Raw genomic sequence first — 15,575 nt, 5'->3', positions numbered from 1 at the left:
TCGGTTTTAAACGGTAAGTTATTTGGATCATCGAGTAATTTACGTTGATGTGCTGGAACTTTATGAAAACTGTCAATGTTAGTGCCAATAATCACCTCTGGATCGGCGACAAAACCCGGCCAATTCTCAGCAAAGACAGCTTCATGTTCTTTCAGTAAAGCTAAGGTCGCGGCATTAGCATAGGTAATATTGAAATCCCTATCAATCATGATGTTGGCAGTACCCGATTGGTCAATAGCCCCTTGTAACTGCGCGGCTTTGTTTTCTTGCGCTCGCGCCACGGTCACATCTTGCCATTCAAGGGCATTACCTATGTATTCATCTTTTTCGTTGAAGATGGCGCTAACATTAAGCTCAAAGGTAAGATGTTTGATACTAATATCAGTTTTATATGGCAGGTTATTTGGATCTGATAATAACTCCCGTTGATGGCTCGGGTTGGTATGGAAACTATCAATATTGGCCGACAGAATGGTTTCTTTATCTGCCTTAAAACCCGGCCAATTCTCGGCAAAGGTTGCTTCATGTTTCTTTAATAAAGACAAGGTCGCCTGATTAGCATACGTGACGTTAAAATCACGATCAATCATCATAAATGCGGTCGCAGATTGATCGAGTGCCCCTTGAAATTTTGTGACTAAATCTGAGCTTTTATTATTTTCGACAGTATTCTGTTCCATGTTAGGTCCTTTTGCTGACTGAGTTTTTGCGGCAGCATTTGCGCCGGCAATCATAGTAGTTGCTAAGGTTTGGTATACCACTGTCCAAGCCTTTTTAATGGGTGCGGTAAAGTCATCACCTAAACCTTGTGCTAAAGTTTTGAGTAACGCGGCGCCAACCGTATCGTAATGTTCAGGCTCTGCCCCGTAATGATGATGTTTGGCACCTAAGTTTTCTAATGCAGGAATTAATTTATCTGGTTTATCAAGTAACTTAACCGCGGTATCAAGCATCGCCATTAATTTTTTGCCTTGCTCGGTAATATCGTTGGGAAATAGAGTTTTTAATGAAGGGTCCATTTCAAACAAGGTGTCATAAAATATTTCTGCGGCTTGTGGCGCGATGGGTAATACTTTTTGCCAACTGTCTTGCACTAAACTTATTTGTTTGGGGGTCATAAGTTATTTTCCTGTGTGGTTATTTTTAATAATGGCTGATGGGGGGGAACTCTCTTTTACTCTCGATTTTAATTAGCTAGATAATTATCGTTAAGCACTCGATAAAGTAGGTGCTGAGGTGGTTAGCGCTTCGCTACCCGATAAGTCAACGGTCTCCTGCTCAGTACTTTTTTCATTTTCATTTTCATGAACAGTGCGATATAGATCGTCTTCATTTAATAGCGAGTCACTATCGAGTAAAATAATTAACTTCTCATCGACTGACGCTAGCCCTTTTAGAAAACAGCTATCTATATTGCTGCCAAAAGTAGGTGCTTGGCGTATAGATTGCTTGCTAAACTTGTAAACTTCTGAAACTGCATCGACAACAATACCAACTACCATAGTGCTCTCTTTAGATTGCTGGCGTAAAATGATGGTGACGGTTTGATCATTATAAGCAAGTTTTGGCTGACCAAAACGTAAACGTAAATCGATAATTGGAATAATTACGCCCCGTAAATTAATTACCCCTTTGATATAACAGGGTTTGTTAGGAAGTTCGGTCACAGCGCTCCAGACACGGATCTCTTGCACACATAGAATGTCAACGCCATACTCTTCGCCCTGAAGGATGAAAGTAAGATATTCTTGTTCTATATCAGTCATGCTCTTTCCTTAAACAAAATAGTTAGGGTATTCTCACTGTTATATAAATAACCGAGACATTTATACTGCGGTTTGTTACAGAGGCTCCGGTAAAAATTAACTATGCAATCTATGCGGCTCGACTTTTTGCAAGTGGGCAACATTGAGTATGGTTACTACCTTATTTTCACTATTAATTAAGCCCTCAATATATTGGGGACCAACACAGCCGCCAAATGCCGGTGCAGGTTTAATATCAGCATTGTCAACATTGAGCACATCAGAAACGGCATCAACAACAAAACCAATAGTGCGTGAGTTATTATCGCTTTGGTAAGTCAGTACTATAACTACCGTTGTATCTAAGTAACTCGCTTCGCCAATACTAAATTTGAGACGTAAATCGACAATTGGCACGATAATCCCTCTCATATTAATGACACCTTTAATATAACTTGGCGCATTAGGTATTTTTGTTGGTTGCTCCCAACTTCTAATTTCTTCGACACACAAAATATCCACGGCATATTGCTCTTGTGCTAATAAAAATGTCAGATATTGATCACCGCTGGTGATAAAGTCGACACCTTCCATCGTGTGCTCACCTTCGACGGGAATATCTTGTGCCATCGCTTGAATATTCATAAACAAACCTCCGCTGTTACACTAGCATTGCCGTCGGTTTTTTCCCGTTGGGCATGCTGCGCTTGTGCTAACGCCATATGAATGATACCCGGTATATCAAGAATCATTGCGACTGAGCCATCACCAAGGATTGTCGCCCCTGAGATACCAGCAACTTGTTGATAATTATCTTTTAAACTTTTTATAACCACTTGCTGCTGGGCAAGTAAATCATCCACCATCAAGCCTATTTTTTGACCGTCAGCTTCAACAACGACAAGTAGGGCTTTATCTATTTCCGTACATTTTGTCGCTAAATTGAACAGTTGATAAATGGGTAAAATGGGCACGTTGTCATCACGTAAACGATAAAGCACCATATCGCCAGAAACACGATTAATTAGCTTGTTATCAATTTGCAGGGATTCAACAATCGCAATAAGAGGGATGATGTAGGTTTCGCTACCCACTTTGACTAGTTGCCCGTCTAAAATGGCGAGTGTTAGCGGCAGATGCACCCTAAAACAGCTGCCTTTGCCCAGGGTTGACTCAACTTGAATTCGGCCGCCAAGTGATTGAATATTACGCTTAACCACATCCATGCCAACACCACGGCCGGATATATCAGTGACTTCTGCCGCGGTTGAAAAACCTGGTTCAAATAATAAGTCATATACCTGGCTTTCCGTTAAGATAGCATCAGCTTCAATGAGACCTTTTTCGACCGCTTTGTCCAACACAACTTGTCGATCTATACCGGCGCCATCATCCTTCACTTCAATAACAATATTGCCACCTTGGTGATAGGCGTCTAATGAAATGGTGCCTTTTTCCGGTTTACCCTTAGCAAGTCTAACTTCGCATGATTCTATGCCGTGGTCAGCAGCATTTCTTACTAAATGTACTAAGGGATCGCCAATTTGCTCCATCACAGTTTTATCTAATTCAGTTTGCTCACCCTTAATCACTAATTCCATTTTCTTACCCGTTTTTATCGCTAGATCATGGACAAGACGAGGAAAACGATTAAAGGCAAAGCTGATAGGCAGCATACGTATACGCATAACGCTTTCTTGTAATTCTTTGGTGTTTTGTAATAGCTGTTCAAGGCCACTGGTAAGGCGATCAACCTTGTCCATGTCAAAATCATTGCCTAACTCAGATAACATTGATTGGGTGATAACTAATTCGCCAACTAAGTTAATTAAATTATCAATTTTATCTACCCCAACCCGAATGGAGCCAACATCTGCTTTAGCTTTAGCTTTATCTTTATCTTTAGCTGTAGCGGGGATATTTGTATCTTCAGCAGTAGACTCTTTCGCACCTGCTATTGCAGAACTAGCGTTTTGTGTACTCGCCAGTTGCTCTTGGTTGGTTGTCGTGCTTTGCGATTGCGGCTCTTCTTCTGGGGCGAGTACTTCAATATCTTGAGATGTATTTGAGGTGTCTGCTATGGGCACTAATTCTAATAAACATTCATCTTCAACCCATTCAAAAATTTCTCTAATCTCAGCTTCACCCACGTCGGTGTAAAGCGTTAGTTGCCAGCTTAAATAGAGCTCTTGCGGATCAATATCCACTAAAGCAGGTAAATCATTGCAGTCGGCACTAAGTGTTAACTGGCCTAACTCTGCTAAGGCATTGAATATAAAGAGTGGATCATTACCCGTTTTGGCTAAGCTATGCTCTGGAATGAAGTTGATGGTATAGCCGCAGACATTACTTGCTGCAACTATATTTTCACTTTGATTATCGCTGTCACTTGACGGCTCATCGCCTAATGTTTCAGCTAAGCGGCTAGTGGTTTGCTCAACCTTATCATGGTCATAATTATCATCATCACGAGCAGCTTCAATGAGTAAGCGCATACAATCGACAGATTCAAGTAATATCTCGGTATCTTTACTGGTAATTTCTCGTCGTCCATCACGCATTTCATCGAGTAAGGTTTCCACTAGATGAGTAAACTCGGTTACTTTATCAAAGCCAAAAGTGCCAGCCCCACCTTTAATCGAGTGAGCGGCTCTAAAAATTGAGTGAATAGTTTCATTATCCCCCTCTTTTAAATTTAATAATTCTGACTCCATTAACTCGAGTCCTTCAAAGCTTTCTTCTAAAAAACTTGGAATAAATTGCGATAAATCAACAGTCATAAGTGATTACCTACTCTTTCCTTGTCAAAATCAGGGGTATTATCACGACAGGGTACTTGTATTAAAAGCACCTAAGATAACTAAGTTACTGAACTAAATTTATTAAACAGACTTTTTAACTTAACAACGTTACTTAACCACACGTTTAATGGTAGCTAGCAACTTTTCCGGGTTAAACGGCTTAACCAACCAACCAGTTGCACCAGCCGATTTACCACGCATTTTCATCTCGGCAGAGCTTTCTGTGGTTAACATCAAAATAGGGGTAAATTTAAAATTTACTAGTTTGCGTAACTCGGTACATAAACTAATGCCATCCATATTGGGCATATTTACATCGGATATCACCAAGTCGAAATTACTGCTTTTCGCTTTACTTAAACCCTCTTGACCATCTTTTGCCTCAACCGTTTCGTATCCGGCACTTTTTAAGGTAAAACTGACCATGTCCCTTATGGAGTTTGAGTCATCAACAACTAACACTTTAGTCATACTGGTTTCCTCATCGTTTAATGCATTGGAGTGCTGTATTCTATTGATATATTTTTAATAAGAAAAAGTTCTCAATCCATGATGTATTGCAATAAAATGGCATCACTGATACCAAGTTTTTGAATACTTTCCTTTAAAACGCTGGATTTTGATTGCCACTTAATTTCTTTACCCTGGGCAGTGATATAGGTAACAACGGCAAGGATAAATTGCACGCCGATAGTATCGATTCGTGTTAATTCACTGTCATCAATGGTTATTACATCTTGGTCATCAATTAAGGGAATGATTAGAGCTCGATACTCGTCAACCTGAGCAATTGTTAAGTCATTGGGGAATTTGATCATTTATTAAAATATCCGTATTTTTATTATTGTGCTTTGTGACTTAAAGCATATGACAGATTTAACGGAATGCAAGAAAGAGTATCCGAAAATACAAAAATGATATAACTAGTTGATAATTATAGTATTAATATAACATTTTGTAACTATGCCTCAAGGTTTAACGGCATTATTTCGGCTAGCATAAAATATTGAAAACACAAGAGAAATTAACTATTCTTACACTTTTTAGAGGATTATCGACAAATAAATTTGGCTTTAACCCTAGCACTTTTTACACCTGGCGAAACACTAGCCATTAAAGCGCAACAGGTGATCGCATTGCTTATTCATAAGCCGCTCTTTATTCAATCATCAATAATTAAACTGAACCCCCCCAGGGTTAGCAACTAGATGTTGAGCCGACACTCCCGTACCAAACGTCAGCACAATTTATAAACATGTCGGTAGCCATCAATTAAGTAGATTTTACTAAAATTATGCTCTAATTTTAGAGAGTCATAGGCTGCCCGATATGAATCAATGTCGGCCATGCAATAAGTATTAAATAGTGCCAGCCAATATTCATCTATATCGCCATTGGCATTGCATTTTTTATTCTTGATATTGATCCTGTTTTCTAACAGGAATAGAATGTTTTCCTGAATGTTTGTCGAAGCAAATTTAGTTGCTATTGCTGGCACCACTTTTATCTTTGGCGGGTGTTGACACTTATATAAATTGATTGATACCACATAACCTAAAATGTCTATCACTGCATCGTATTTCTTGATCGCGATCATATTGATAATTATGCCGGTCAGCTCTTTTTTAAAGTCATTGATACGCTTAATTGGGCTAGGAATAACAAGATGAATCCATCGGTTCTTAGGAATTAGCTTGCCTATTTCTTCATTTAACTGTGCGACGATATTCGAGATGGGTACATCATCTGCCAGCCTTGAGCGCCGTTTGCCATTTTCATTGATGTGCTCAACCAGTTTGGTAACTTCAACGGCAATTCTGCGGTTATTTAGTAGTAAATAACCGTCTGGCGGGTCTTCACCATCGATATATTTCCCCCCGAATTTAGACGCTAAAGTCGCAAGAACGTATTCTTCATCTGGTTTCATGATGTATCCTTAAAGCATATCCGTACATTATGTGGCTAATACTGCAATGGCTATGTTAATCATTCGCTATTTTTTATTAATAGGCATGAATATCAATTACTTCTACTCCATAAAGGCATGGTTTCGTGATCAAATCAGGCCATTAGCTGGGCTAACAACTCACCCATAAATATAAATAATTAATCAATTCATATTGTTAGTATAGGATATTGACTCGTTCTTTCCGTTTAGTACGTATCTGCTTGCTTGGTAAGGGTAACGATGACAGCCATAGGTCAGTAAAGTATTATCTGACGTGGAGATACAAGTCGATTTTTACTTATTTAAACGGGTCAAAGGTCGGCTAAACCCAAGCGACGAAGCAGAAATGTTTTTTGATGAGGTTGATAAAATATACCAACAGATGCGGTCGATAAAGAATACTGCGCTGAGCCTTGGTGTAATGGCGTATAACGCATAACAACGTTCACTTTACCTTGATATTTTTTAACTAGGTTATTGAGCAAGGGGAAAATTGACTACAAGTACCACAAGCTGAAGCGCTTTTAGCTAACGGAATTAACGTTCACCGTTACCTAAAAAATAGACTAAGCGTAGGCTGGTATTGTGGTCTGAGGTATTGGCATTGGTACTGTGATAAAAGCGCCAATCTAATTGCAGAGCAAAGTTATTATTAAGTTTGTAATGTAGACCAGCACCGGCATTGACTTGGAATCTTTTGCTGTCGATATCCCTTCGCCACAAGGTTTCACCAAAACCCGCGGTTAGGTATGGTCTGAAATCACTGTCAGTATTGAAGTAAAACTGGCTATCTACACTGTAATTTTCATAGTTATCTTCTGCTGCGCTCAAGTTATTAGTCAACTTAGCTTTTGAATAAGTGACTCTGCTGGAGAATTGACGGGTAAAATATAAACCTAAACTGTATTCAGTGGTGGTTCCGTCTGCAATGTCCCATAAATCATCGAGTACTACATTACCGACACCATAACTCACGCCTATGATACCGGTATCAATAGGATCATTTTTATAGGATGACCTTTTCATTGTGCTTGGTGTGTAACTGCCACCATCACCAAATTGTAAGGATAGATTAAAGTTTATTTGCCTGTCAGTTTGGCCAGTATCTCCGTAGGGGATTTCGTTAAAACTAACAAAGCCCGTACCCGCTCTAATAATTTCTTTGCCAAATAGATTATTAATACCGACACTCATACTATCTACTGGGTCTAAAAAAAATAATGCTGTGCTACCTAACATACTCGAGCCCAAGACTGTGCCGCCCTGTTCTCTAATGTCCATTTCAGTATTAAAAGCCCACTCACCGTATGCCCAACCGAGTACTGGGGTAATCACTAAATCTTGAATCGAGGGTGTTTCCGCGAAGGCTTCAATGCCGTATTCCCAGTAGAAGGTCGACATAATCGCCGAATACAAAAAGGCATCCCATTGACGATAACCTGATTTACGCGCTACTTGATAATAAACACCACCAAAATAAGGGTGACCAATAAGGTTTAACATGCCAGTGTCTCTGTCCCATACCGGACCAGCTTTGACATTATCAGACCATTTACCAATAATACCCTCTTCTTTATCCCAGTTAGAAATTTCTTCTGGTAATAAAGCAATTATACCAATAACACCAAAACCGTAGGTAAAAATTGAATTGGTTTGTGACCAAAGTCTGTCACTATCTTCACCGTTGGCATCGGAGAAAATAGACAGTTGAAAAGGAGAATCATAAAAGTCAGCGGCTGGGGTAGAATCTTCCCACAGAGTATTGCTCGCCATTTCTCGATAAATTTCATCCAGGTTTTCAACGCTGATCTCGGCAGTAAACTCAATGTCACTGTCAGTTTGTGACTGTGCATTGGCAATAGCTAGTTTTGCCTCTTGGTGCTTCTTGTCTTGAGTAAAGTCTTGAGTAAAGTCTTGAGCAAAAGATTGACTGGGTAATATTGCAGAGATTACGAGTAATACGGCTAAAACAATAGGGTTAATATTGTTGCTCTTAGTTAAATATTTATTCAGGTCCAAAATGGTCAAACGCAGATCCTTAATTACTTACAACGCATAATCACTTCATTATCAGTAATTATTTTCTTTATTTATTGATGAAAAGAGCCATTAACTTTTCAGCTAACGGCTTATTCACTGTTGCGGTGCGATAAATATTTGCACGCTAACAGGGCTATAAGCCCCTAAGTCTGCTCAAATAACACACCAACAACTGAAAAATCAATAACTTAAAAATCAATAACTTAAAAATCAATAACTTAAAAGTGTATTCTGAATTAGTCATGACACTTTATGTCAAGAAAACCAATGTACAACAAGCATGTACCCGGAAAGGTCCGCATTATATTCTGTTACCTTGAGTAGAGCAACAACGGACTAACAATTGATGACCAGTTTGATCTTGAGCAGCACCATATTTTCAAAAATATTGTGGTAAAGAAATCACTTTATGCTGCTCTATTTATACTCGTTCTCCTTCTGGCTAGCTAAGATTATAAACAATGTTAAAGCATGGCAACGACTTCTAAACCCTGTTTAATCGCGCGTTTAGCATCAAGTTCCGCGGCAACATCAGCGCCACCAATCAAGTGATAAGGTTTGTTTAGCCCTTCAATCAGCTCTCTTGCTGGCTCTTGCCCGGCACAAATAATGACATTATCAACGGCTAATACTTGTCTTACCCCAGCAATAGACAGATGCAGACCGGCATCGTCAATTTTATGGTAAACACACGATGACAGCATTTTTACTTGTTTGTTTTTTAGCCCAGCTCGATGGATCCAACCGGTAGTTTTACCTAAACCGGCTCCGACTTTAGTGTCTTTACGTTGTAACAGATAAACATCACGTGCCGGCGGTGAAACCACAGCTTTGACCCCTTCAATTCCCGCTCGAGCCGTTAACGTCATATCAACGCCCCATTCTTTCATGTAGGCAGCAATATTTTGACTGGTTGGGGTGCCAGAATGGACCAAGTATTCAGCGACATCAAAACCAATACCTCCAGCGCCGATAACTGCCACCTTTTTGCCGACCGCTTTTTTGTGCTTAATGACATCGATATAATTTAAAACTTTATCATGGTCAATGCCTTCAATGGGCGGCAACCGTGGATTGATGCCCGTGGCTATGATGATTTCGTCAAAATCACTGTTGTTTAACTCATTGGCCGAGACCCGAGTATTTAACTTTACCGTAACGCCCTTTAATTCTAATTGACGAGAAAAATAGCGAATGGTTTCACTAAATTCTTCCTTACCTGGTACTTGTTTAGCAATATTGAATTGGCCACCAATAACACTTTCACCATCAAACAGAGTCACTTGATGCCCTGCTTCTGCCGCCGCCGTTGCCGCAGATAAACCTGCCGGCCCTGCACCTACCACCGCAATTTTTTTGCTTGTTTTTGCTGGCACAATATTAAGTTCAGTTTCAAAACAAGCCCGTGGATTAACTAAACAACTGGCCATTTCACCATTAAAAACGTGATCAAGGCAGGCCTGATTACAACCAATGCAGGTATTAATTTCATCACTGCGCCCTGCTGCCGCTTTGTTAACAAATTCGGCATCGGCTAGAAATGGTCTTGCCATTGAAATCATATCGGCATCGCCACGTTGTAATACTTGCTCGGCAACTTCGGGGGTATTAATTCTGTTTGAGGTGATCACCGGAATGGTAAAATGTTCTCTATATTTAGCGGTTACCCAAGTAAATGCTGCTCGAGGCACCTTGGTTTGAATAGTCGGAATACGCGCTTCATGCCAACCAATGCCGGTATTAATAATGGTTGCCCCAGCTTTTTCAATGGCTTGACCGAACTTAACCACCTCGGTAAAACTACTGCCGCCCTCAACTAGGTCCATCATCGACAGACGGAAGATAATAATGAAATGTTCACCAACCGCTTGGCGAATTCGGCGCACCACTTCAACACCAAATTTAATGCGGTTATCATAACAGCCGCCCCATTCATCATCACGTTGGTTGGTTCTTAAGGCAGTAAATTGATTGATAAAATAGCCTTCTGAACCCATTACCTCAACACCGTCATAATTTGCTTGCTGTGCTTTAACGGCTAAATCGACAAAAGCTTGCAACTCTTCGGCAATCATTTCAACAGTGACCGCTTCGGGTGTGAATGGATTGATAGGTGCCTGAATAGCCGAGGGCGCAATCAGCTTATGATTAAAAGCGTACCGGCCAGTATGAAGTATTTGCAGACAAATTTTACTGTCATATTTATGTACTTCATCGGTAATAACCCTATGTTTAGCAATATCCTCTGCGCTGGTCATTATTTGAGTATTAGGGTGCGTCGCTCCACGTTTACTTGGGCCATAGCCACCGGTAACTATCAAACCACAACCGCCTTTAGCACGTTCACCATAAAATGCCGCCATACGCCTGGTGCCGTCAGGATGCTCTTCAAGACCGGTATGCATTGAACCCATTAAAATTCGGTTTTTTAAGGTGGTAAAACCAAGGTCAAGTGGTGCTAATAATTTGGAAAAATTGTTCTTTTTTGTGGCTGCAATATTAACTTGGGACATAACTCGCTCTCTTTGTATTTATCAAGTAACCCATTCAAGGTAGATACTTAATTTAGACACTGTCTAGTTTGATTAAAAACAAAATACAGGTTAAATTAGACAGTGTCAAGATTGATTATTAAACCATAGCTTGCTAAATTAGCTATTATGAAAAATACTCCCGAAAAATCAAAGTATCACCACGGTGATCTAAGAACGACTTTACTTCACGTTGCTGGAGAAATGCTCAAAGAAAGCGGCATTGAAGAAGTTTCATTGCGTAAATTGGCCGCCCGCGTCGGGGTATCCAGAACAGCTCCCTATCACCACTTTAAAGATAAAAACGCCCTGCTTTGTGGTATTGCTGAAGCTGGTTTTAAGCAATTACATGCCATGAATAACCGTAGCTTTAATGCTGAAGGTCGTTCAACTAAAGAAAAGTTCTCACTTTTTATCCATGAATATGTAAACTTTGCCAAGAGCAATCCAGATCTTTATGAATTGATGTTTGGTCGTACCATTTGGAAACAAGAAAATAGCACACAAGAATTGCGCGCTGCCGCCTACCCCTGTTTTCAATATCAGGTAACCATGACTCGTGAATGGCAAAAACTTAAACTGCTTAACCACAGCGGTGAAGACAATGCTTTACGTGCATCACAAGTGCTGTGGGGCACGGTTCATGGTATTGCTAAATTACTTATCGATGGCATTTATACCGACGTTGCCCATGTTGAAGAAATATGTGATTACGCCGTTGATATGTTTCTGGTTCATTAGTTAACAGCTAAATAACTCACCCTTAGGCTTAACTAATGAATAGCTAGCTAGGCTTGCCCGTAGCAATAAAGTATTACCTCGTTGCGATGTCGGTCACCCGAAAACTATTCCAGCTGAACTCTGCATAAGGTGTGATGGCTATTCAGGTAAAACGTTTATCAATCGCGGGCTATTTATCGACGTTTTAACGCAGAGCATAGAATAAAGGGGCTGATTGAATAAGTGCCGGTTATTTAGGTTTATCAAAATTTAAAATAGCATCGCTGTTAAAACGAGGCATACATTCAGCTGCTGATTTTTTCACCAAAATACGACGAAATGATTCATCAAGAGTAAGCCATTTGTTCATCAATTCTGGGTGGGTATTAGTCTCACTAAAGGAGTCCAGCAGCAGTTGTTTTCTAATATCAAATAACTCGTCTGGAATAAAAATATGGCGATGGGCTATGGGTGGGGCTTTGCCAATATAGTTATTTTCCCCACCAAGCACTTTTTGCATAAAATCAACTTGCTGATCTTCAATATGCTGCTGTGAAATATGAAGAAAGTACTGTTTTAACCAGGGGTGCTGGTAGACTTTATCATAAAAGACTTTGTTAATAGCCACCAGGCTAGACCGGCCCCCTATGCGGTTAAAGTTTTCAAATCTTGTCATTATTTATATGCTACTCAAATACTAGCGCTATGAATTATTAGCTAGCTAAACTATAGGGGGAAAATAGCTAAAAGGTATTTAATTGCCCTAACTATCGATAAGTTAAACAGAGCGCTGAGTTCAAATCCGCCATATTGGCTGACCAAGATGGCCCATTGGCGGTAATTAAATGTCGAGCAACACCACTTCGTTGTTACTGCTATTTGTAAGGGAATAACATTCCTGCACATGCCTGTTGCAGTAGAACCGGTATAGCAGTACCAGTCAAAGCACTCGTTCAGTGATAAGCTGCAATGATGCGAGTGAAATGAAATTTTTATAGTTTAGCAATATGTAAATATAAGCTTGGCTATTAAACTCGCATTCGTTAAAATTGTCTTATTCGTACCATGGCGATTATTAATTTCGCTTTACTTGCTCATTTAATATTGGTTTTATATGCAGTTATTTCTTGAATACTTCCCGCTTATTGTTTTTTTCATTGTTAATTCAGTAGCCGGTATTTACTGGGCCACGGGTAGCTTGATTATCGCTGCTTGTATACAAATGCTGCATTATAAATTTAAGAAAGAAAAAATCCCCACTAAGCAATGGATTATCTTTGGCTTGGTGGTGGTTTTTGGTGGTCTTACTATTTATTTACAAAATGATGCTTTTCTCAAATGGAAAGTTACCATTATTAATGCTTTTTTTGCTGGTGCGTTATTAGTGAGTGATTTGTTATTCAAAAGAAATATCATTAAACAGTTTTTAGGCGAGTCCTTAGCGCTACCTGAAAAAATTTGGACTCGGTTAAACCTTGCTTGGGCCATGTTCTTCCTATTTTGTGCCGGCTTAAATTATTACGTAGCTTTTAATTTCGACCTTGATACTTGGGTCAATTTTAAGGTTTTTGGTTTAACTGGCTTAATGTTTATTTTCTCTATCACGTCAATTTTATTTTTATACAAGTATTTACCTCTTGAAGAAGATGATAACGATAAAGTTAAAGATGAAAAAAGTAGTAAATCAAATTAAGTTGCCCTCGTCATAACGAACTAAGTCACCCTATTATTTAAAGGAATATATCCGTCATGTTTTATCTTATTTACAGTGAAGATGTTGAAAACTCACTTAGTTTACGCCTATCGGTACGCGATAAGCATATTGAGCGTTTAAAAGCCTTACAGACGCAAGGAAAGTTATTAATAGCAGGCCCATGCCCAGCCATTGATAGTGAAGATCCCGGTGAAGCCGGTTTTACCGGTTCTTTAATCGTTGCTGAATTTGATAGTTTAACTGCTGCACAATCTTGGGCAGATCAAGACCCGTATATCAGCGCAGGTGTTTATAAGAAAGTCACAGTAAAACCCTACAAAAAGGTATTACCTGCCTAATAAAGCTAAAATACTCAACTAAACTTAACAGCAAAGATTGCTATCTAGTCGACCCGTTTTGTAGTGTCTTTGCGTACTTTGTCCTTGTAACTATTAGAGTGTATAAACGAAAAATGATCTATAAGAAAACACTTTTAGCCTTATCATTGTTATACCCATTATTGATGATGAACCCTGCTTATGCGGTAAAAAGTATTAGCGTGTGTCAACAGCAAACCGCAGAACAACTATCATCGGCGGCCATGTCTCGGTGTTTAGACGGCGTTATTTCTTCTGTGGATAGGGAGTTACAAACCTGGGTTAATTTGCACACCTTTAATTTAGAGGAAAAAGCCTTAGTCAATGGCCGCTATTCTGCATTAAAAATGTTTAAGCGTTCACAAAGTAATTTTATTACCTATAGAGAAAATGATTGTCGCTGGCAATATCTAGCAATATCCCCAGAGAAAGGCGCCAATATTGCGTACAAAACTTGTTATGTGCTATTAAGTAAAAGCCGGATAAGCACGCTAAGTAAAATTAAAACTACCAACCCTACGACATAGGTTTTACTTTTACCGAGCGACTTTAGTTGAATTAACTCATCTTAATTCAACTAAACTAACCTAAGCCTACATTAGCTAAGTAATGCTTGCTCAGTTTTATCATCCAACTCATTGCCATCACTTAGCATCACAGCTAACCAACGACCTTCTGGCGAATTTTCTAAGCCGATCTTTAATATCATGGTTAATGGCACGCTTAATAACATACCAACCGTGCCAAGTAACCAGCCCCAAAATATCAGTGATAAAAAAATCACTAAAGTCGATAACCCTAAACCTTTACCTAGATATCTAGGCTCAATAATGTTGCCCATCACCATATTGATTAAAATAAAACCTGCACCTATGGCGCCAGCATCGCCAATACCTAGTTGTAAAATGGCAAGGGTCATTGGTGGTACTGCAGCAATTATAGAGCCAATATTAGGAATATAATTAAGTAAAAAAGCCAATACGCCCCATAATAAAAAGAAATCTAAACCAAAACCCCATAACATCAGCGAAACAATACAGCCAGTGGCAAGACTAACCAAGGTCTTAATGGCAATGTAATGGTTTACTGAAGATATAAAGCGCTCAATTTGTTTCAAACGCATTTGTGGATCATCTAACGCTAAATGTAACTTATGAGGAAATGAAGAGGATTCAAACAACATAAACACCACCGTTAAGATGATCAGAAACAAGTTTGCCATCACTGAGCCAAAACTTGATAGCATTTCCGCGGCTAAGCCCATGGCAGCAGCGGGATCAAAATACTCTGTCACGATAGCAGTAGAAAGTTGAATGTCGTGTTTGGCAAAAAAATCCGTTAACCAGACAAATTGTTGTTTAAGTTGCACCCGGTATTGAGGAATGTATTGTGAAAGTTCATTTAACGAACTGCCCACTAAACCCGTTAAAAACACCGCCATGGTAACAAAAGCTGCGATAACAAAAATAATTGAAATTGCTTTCGGTATTTTGAATTCACTGGCTTTGCTGATGAGTGGGTTACAGATGATGGCGATAAATACGGAAAGTAAAAACGGCACTAATATATTCGCCGCTATTTTAATACCGGCAAAAATGATAAAAATAGCCGCTACCGTAACAAAAGCTTTGACGATAGAGCTATGATTTGAATTTGAATGTGAAACCATGAAAATCAATCCTTATGTTTTTATCGTTTCAATATACCTTAAATCCCCTAA

Annotated in this window: 16 protein-coding genes; 4 read left to right on the top strand and 12 right to left on the bottom strand. The window is 39.3% G+C overall.

Annotation, left to right across the window (positions count from 1 at the left end; translation table 11 throughout):
* From MTCD1_RS04490 to MTCD1_RS04445, 10 genes are all read right to left on the bottom strand, one after another.
* Positions 1-1,118, bottom strand: a 1,118-nt coding sequence (locus MTCD1_RS04490) for a globin domain-containing protein (RefSeq protein WP_143760087.1), incomplete at its 3' end; no start/stop codon positions are given.
* 90 nt (positions 1,119-1,208) lie between these two features.
* Complete coding sequence (locus MTCD1_RS04485) at positions 1,209-1,766, bottom strand: chemotaxis protein CheW (RefSeq protein ID WP_082606501.1); 558 nt, start codon at positions 1,764-1,766, stop codon at positions 1,209-1,211.
* 96 nt (positions 1,767-1,862) lie between these two features.
* Positions 1,863-2,390 (bottom strand): chemotaxis protein CheW, encoded by a 528-nt coding sequence (locus MTCD1_RS04480; protein WP_057181103.1) that lies wholly within the window; start codon positions 2,388-2,390, stop codon positions 1,863-1,865.
* The gene (locus MTCD1_RS04475; RefSeq protein ID WP_057181104.1) at positions 2,387-4,525 is read right to left on the bottom strand and encodes a chemotaxis protein CheA; all 2,139 of its coding nucleotides are present in this window, start codon (positions 4,523-4,525) and stop codon (positions 2,387-2,389) included. Before MTCD1_RS04475 ends, MTCD1_RS04480 begins: the two co-directional genes overlap by 4 nt.
* Positions 4,526-4,654: 129 nt before the next feature.
* On the bottom strand, positions 4,655-5,017 hold the full coding sequence (locus MTCD1_RS04470) for a response regulator (RefSeq protein ID WP_057181105.1): 363 nt from the start codon (positions 5,015-5,017) through the stop codon (positions 4,655-4,657).
* 71 nt (positions 5,018-5,088) lie between these two features.
* On the bottom strand, positions 5,089-5,364 hold the full coding sequence (locus tag MTCD1_RS04465; RefSeq protein ID WP_057181106.1) for an STAS domain-containing protein: 276 nt from the start codon (positions 5,362-5,364) through the stop codon (positions 5,089-5,091).
* A gap of 419 nt (positions 5,365-5,783) precedes the next feature.
* Entirely contained in the window at positions 5,784-6,473 is a 690-nt protein-coding gene (locus MTCD1_RS04460; protein WP_057181107.1) for a hypothetical protein, read from the bottom strand.
* A gap of 332 nt (positions 6,474-6,805) precedes the next feature.
* The gene (locus MTCD1_RS22570) at positions 6,806-6,979 is read right to left on the bottom strand and encodes a hypothetical protein (protein ID WP_307188493.1); all 174 of its coding nucleotides are present in this window, start codon (positions 6,977-6,979) and stop codon (positions 6,806-6,808) included.
* 52 nt (positions 6,980-7,031) lie between these two features.
* Positions 7,032-8,522 (bottom strand): acyloxyacyl hydrolase, encoded by a 1,491-nt coding sequence (locus MTCD1_RS04450; RefSeq protein WP_057181108.1) that lies wholly within the window; start codon positions 8,520-8,522, stop codon positions 7,032-7,034.
* A 476-nt stretch (positions 8,523-8,998) separates the two neighbouring features.
* Positions 8,999-11,047, bottom strand: coding sequence for an NADPH-dependent 2,4-dienoyl-CoA reductase (locus MTCD1_RS04445; RefSeq protein WP_057181109.1), 2,049 nt, complete (start codon positions 11,045-11,047; stop codon positions 8,999-9,001).
* Positions 11,048-11,194: 147 nt separating this feature from the next.
* On the opposite strand from MTCD1_RS04445, the gene MTCD1_RS04440 reads away from it, so the two are divergent.
* A complete protein-coding gene (locus tag MTCD1_RS04440) occupies positions 11,195-11,806 on the top strand; it encodes a TetR/AcrR family transcriptional regulator (protein WP_057181110.1) in 612 nt (203 codons plus the stop codon).
* 229 nt (positions 11,807-12,035) lie between these two features.
* On the opposite strand, the gene MTCD1_RS04435 is transcribed toward MTCD1_RS04440, so the two are convergent.
* On the bottom strand, positions 12,036-12,461 hold the full coding sequence (locus MTCD1_RS04435) for a group I truncated hemoglobin (protein ID WP_057181111.1): 426 nt from the start codon (positions 12,459-12,461) through the stop codon (positions 12,036-12,038).
* A 438-nt stretch (positions 12,462-12,899) separates the two neighbouring features.
* Between MTCD1_RS04435 and MTCD1_RS04430 the strand changes: the two genes are divergently transcribed.
* The 3 genes from MTCD1_RS04430 to MTCD1_RS04420 all read left to right on the top strand — a co-directional run bounded on the left by MTCD1_RS04430 (position 12,900) and on the right by MTCD1_RS04420 (position 14,382).
* Positions 12,900-13,478, top strand: coding sequence for a septation protein A (locus tag MTCD1_RS04430; protein WP_057181112.1), 579 nt, complete (start codon positions 12,900-12,902; stop codon positions 13,476-13,478).
* 56 nt (positions 13,479-13,534) lie between these two features.
* Positions 13,535-13,837 carry a YciI family protein gene (locus MTCD1_RS04425; RefSeq protein WP_057181113.1) on the top strand — a complete coding sequence of 101 codons (303 nt, stop codon included), beginning with the start codon at positions 13,535-13,537 and terminating at the stop codon, positions 13,835-13,837.
* A 113-nt stretch (positions 13,838-13,950) separates the two neighbouring features.
* Positions 13,951-14,382 carry a lysozyme inhibitor LprI family protein gene (locus tag MTCD1_RS04420; RefSeq protein ID WP_057181114.1) on the top strand — a complete coding sequence of 144 codons (432 nt, stop codon included), beginning with the start codon at positions 13,951-13,953 and terminating at the stop codon, positions 14,380-14,382.
* Between the two features lie 71 nt (positions 14,383-14,453).
* On the opposite strand, the gene MTCD1_RS04415 is transcribed toward MTCD1_RS04420, so the two are convergent.
* Positions 14,454-15,524 carry an AI-2E family transporter gene (locus tag MTCD1_RS04415; protein WP_057181115.1) on the bottom strand — a complete coding sequence of 357 codons (1,071 nt, stop codon included), beginning with the start codon at positions 15,522-15,524 and terminating at the stop codon, positions 14,454-14,456.
* Positions 15,525-15,575: the final 51 nt, after the last annotated feature.

This window comes from Colwellia marinimaniae, from assembly GCF_002207865.1.
Lineage (GTDB): Bacteria > Pseudomonadota > Gammaproteobacteria > Enterobacterales > Alteromonadaceae > Colwellia > Colwellia marinimaniae.
This window is presented reverse-complemented; position numbering and strand designations above follow the sequence as displayed.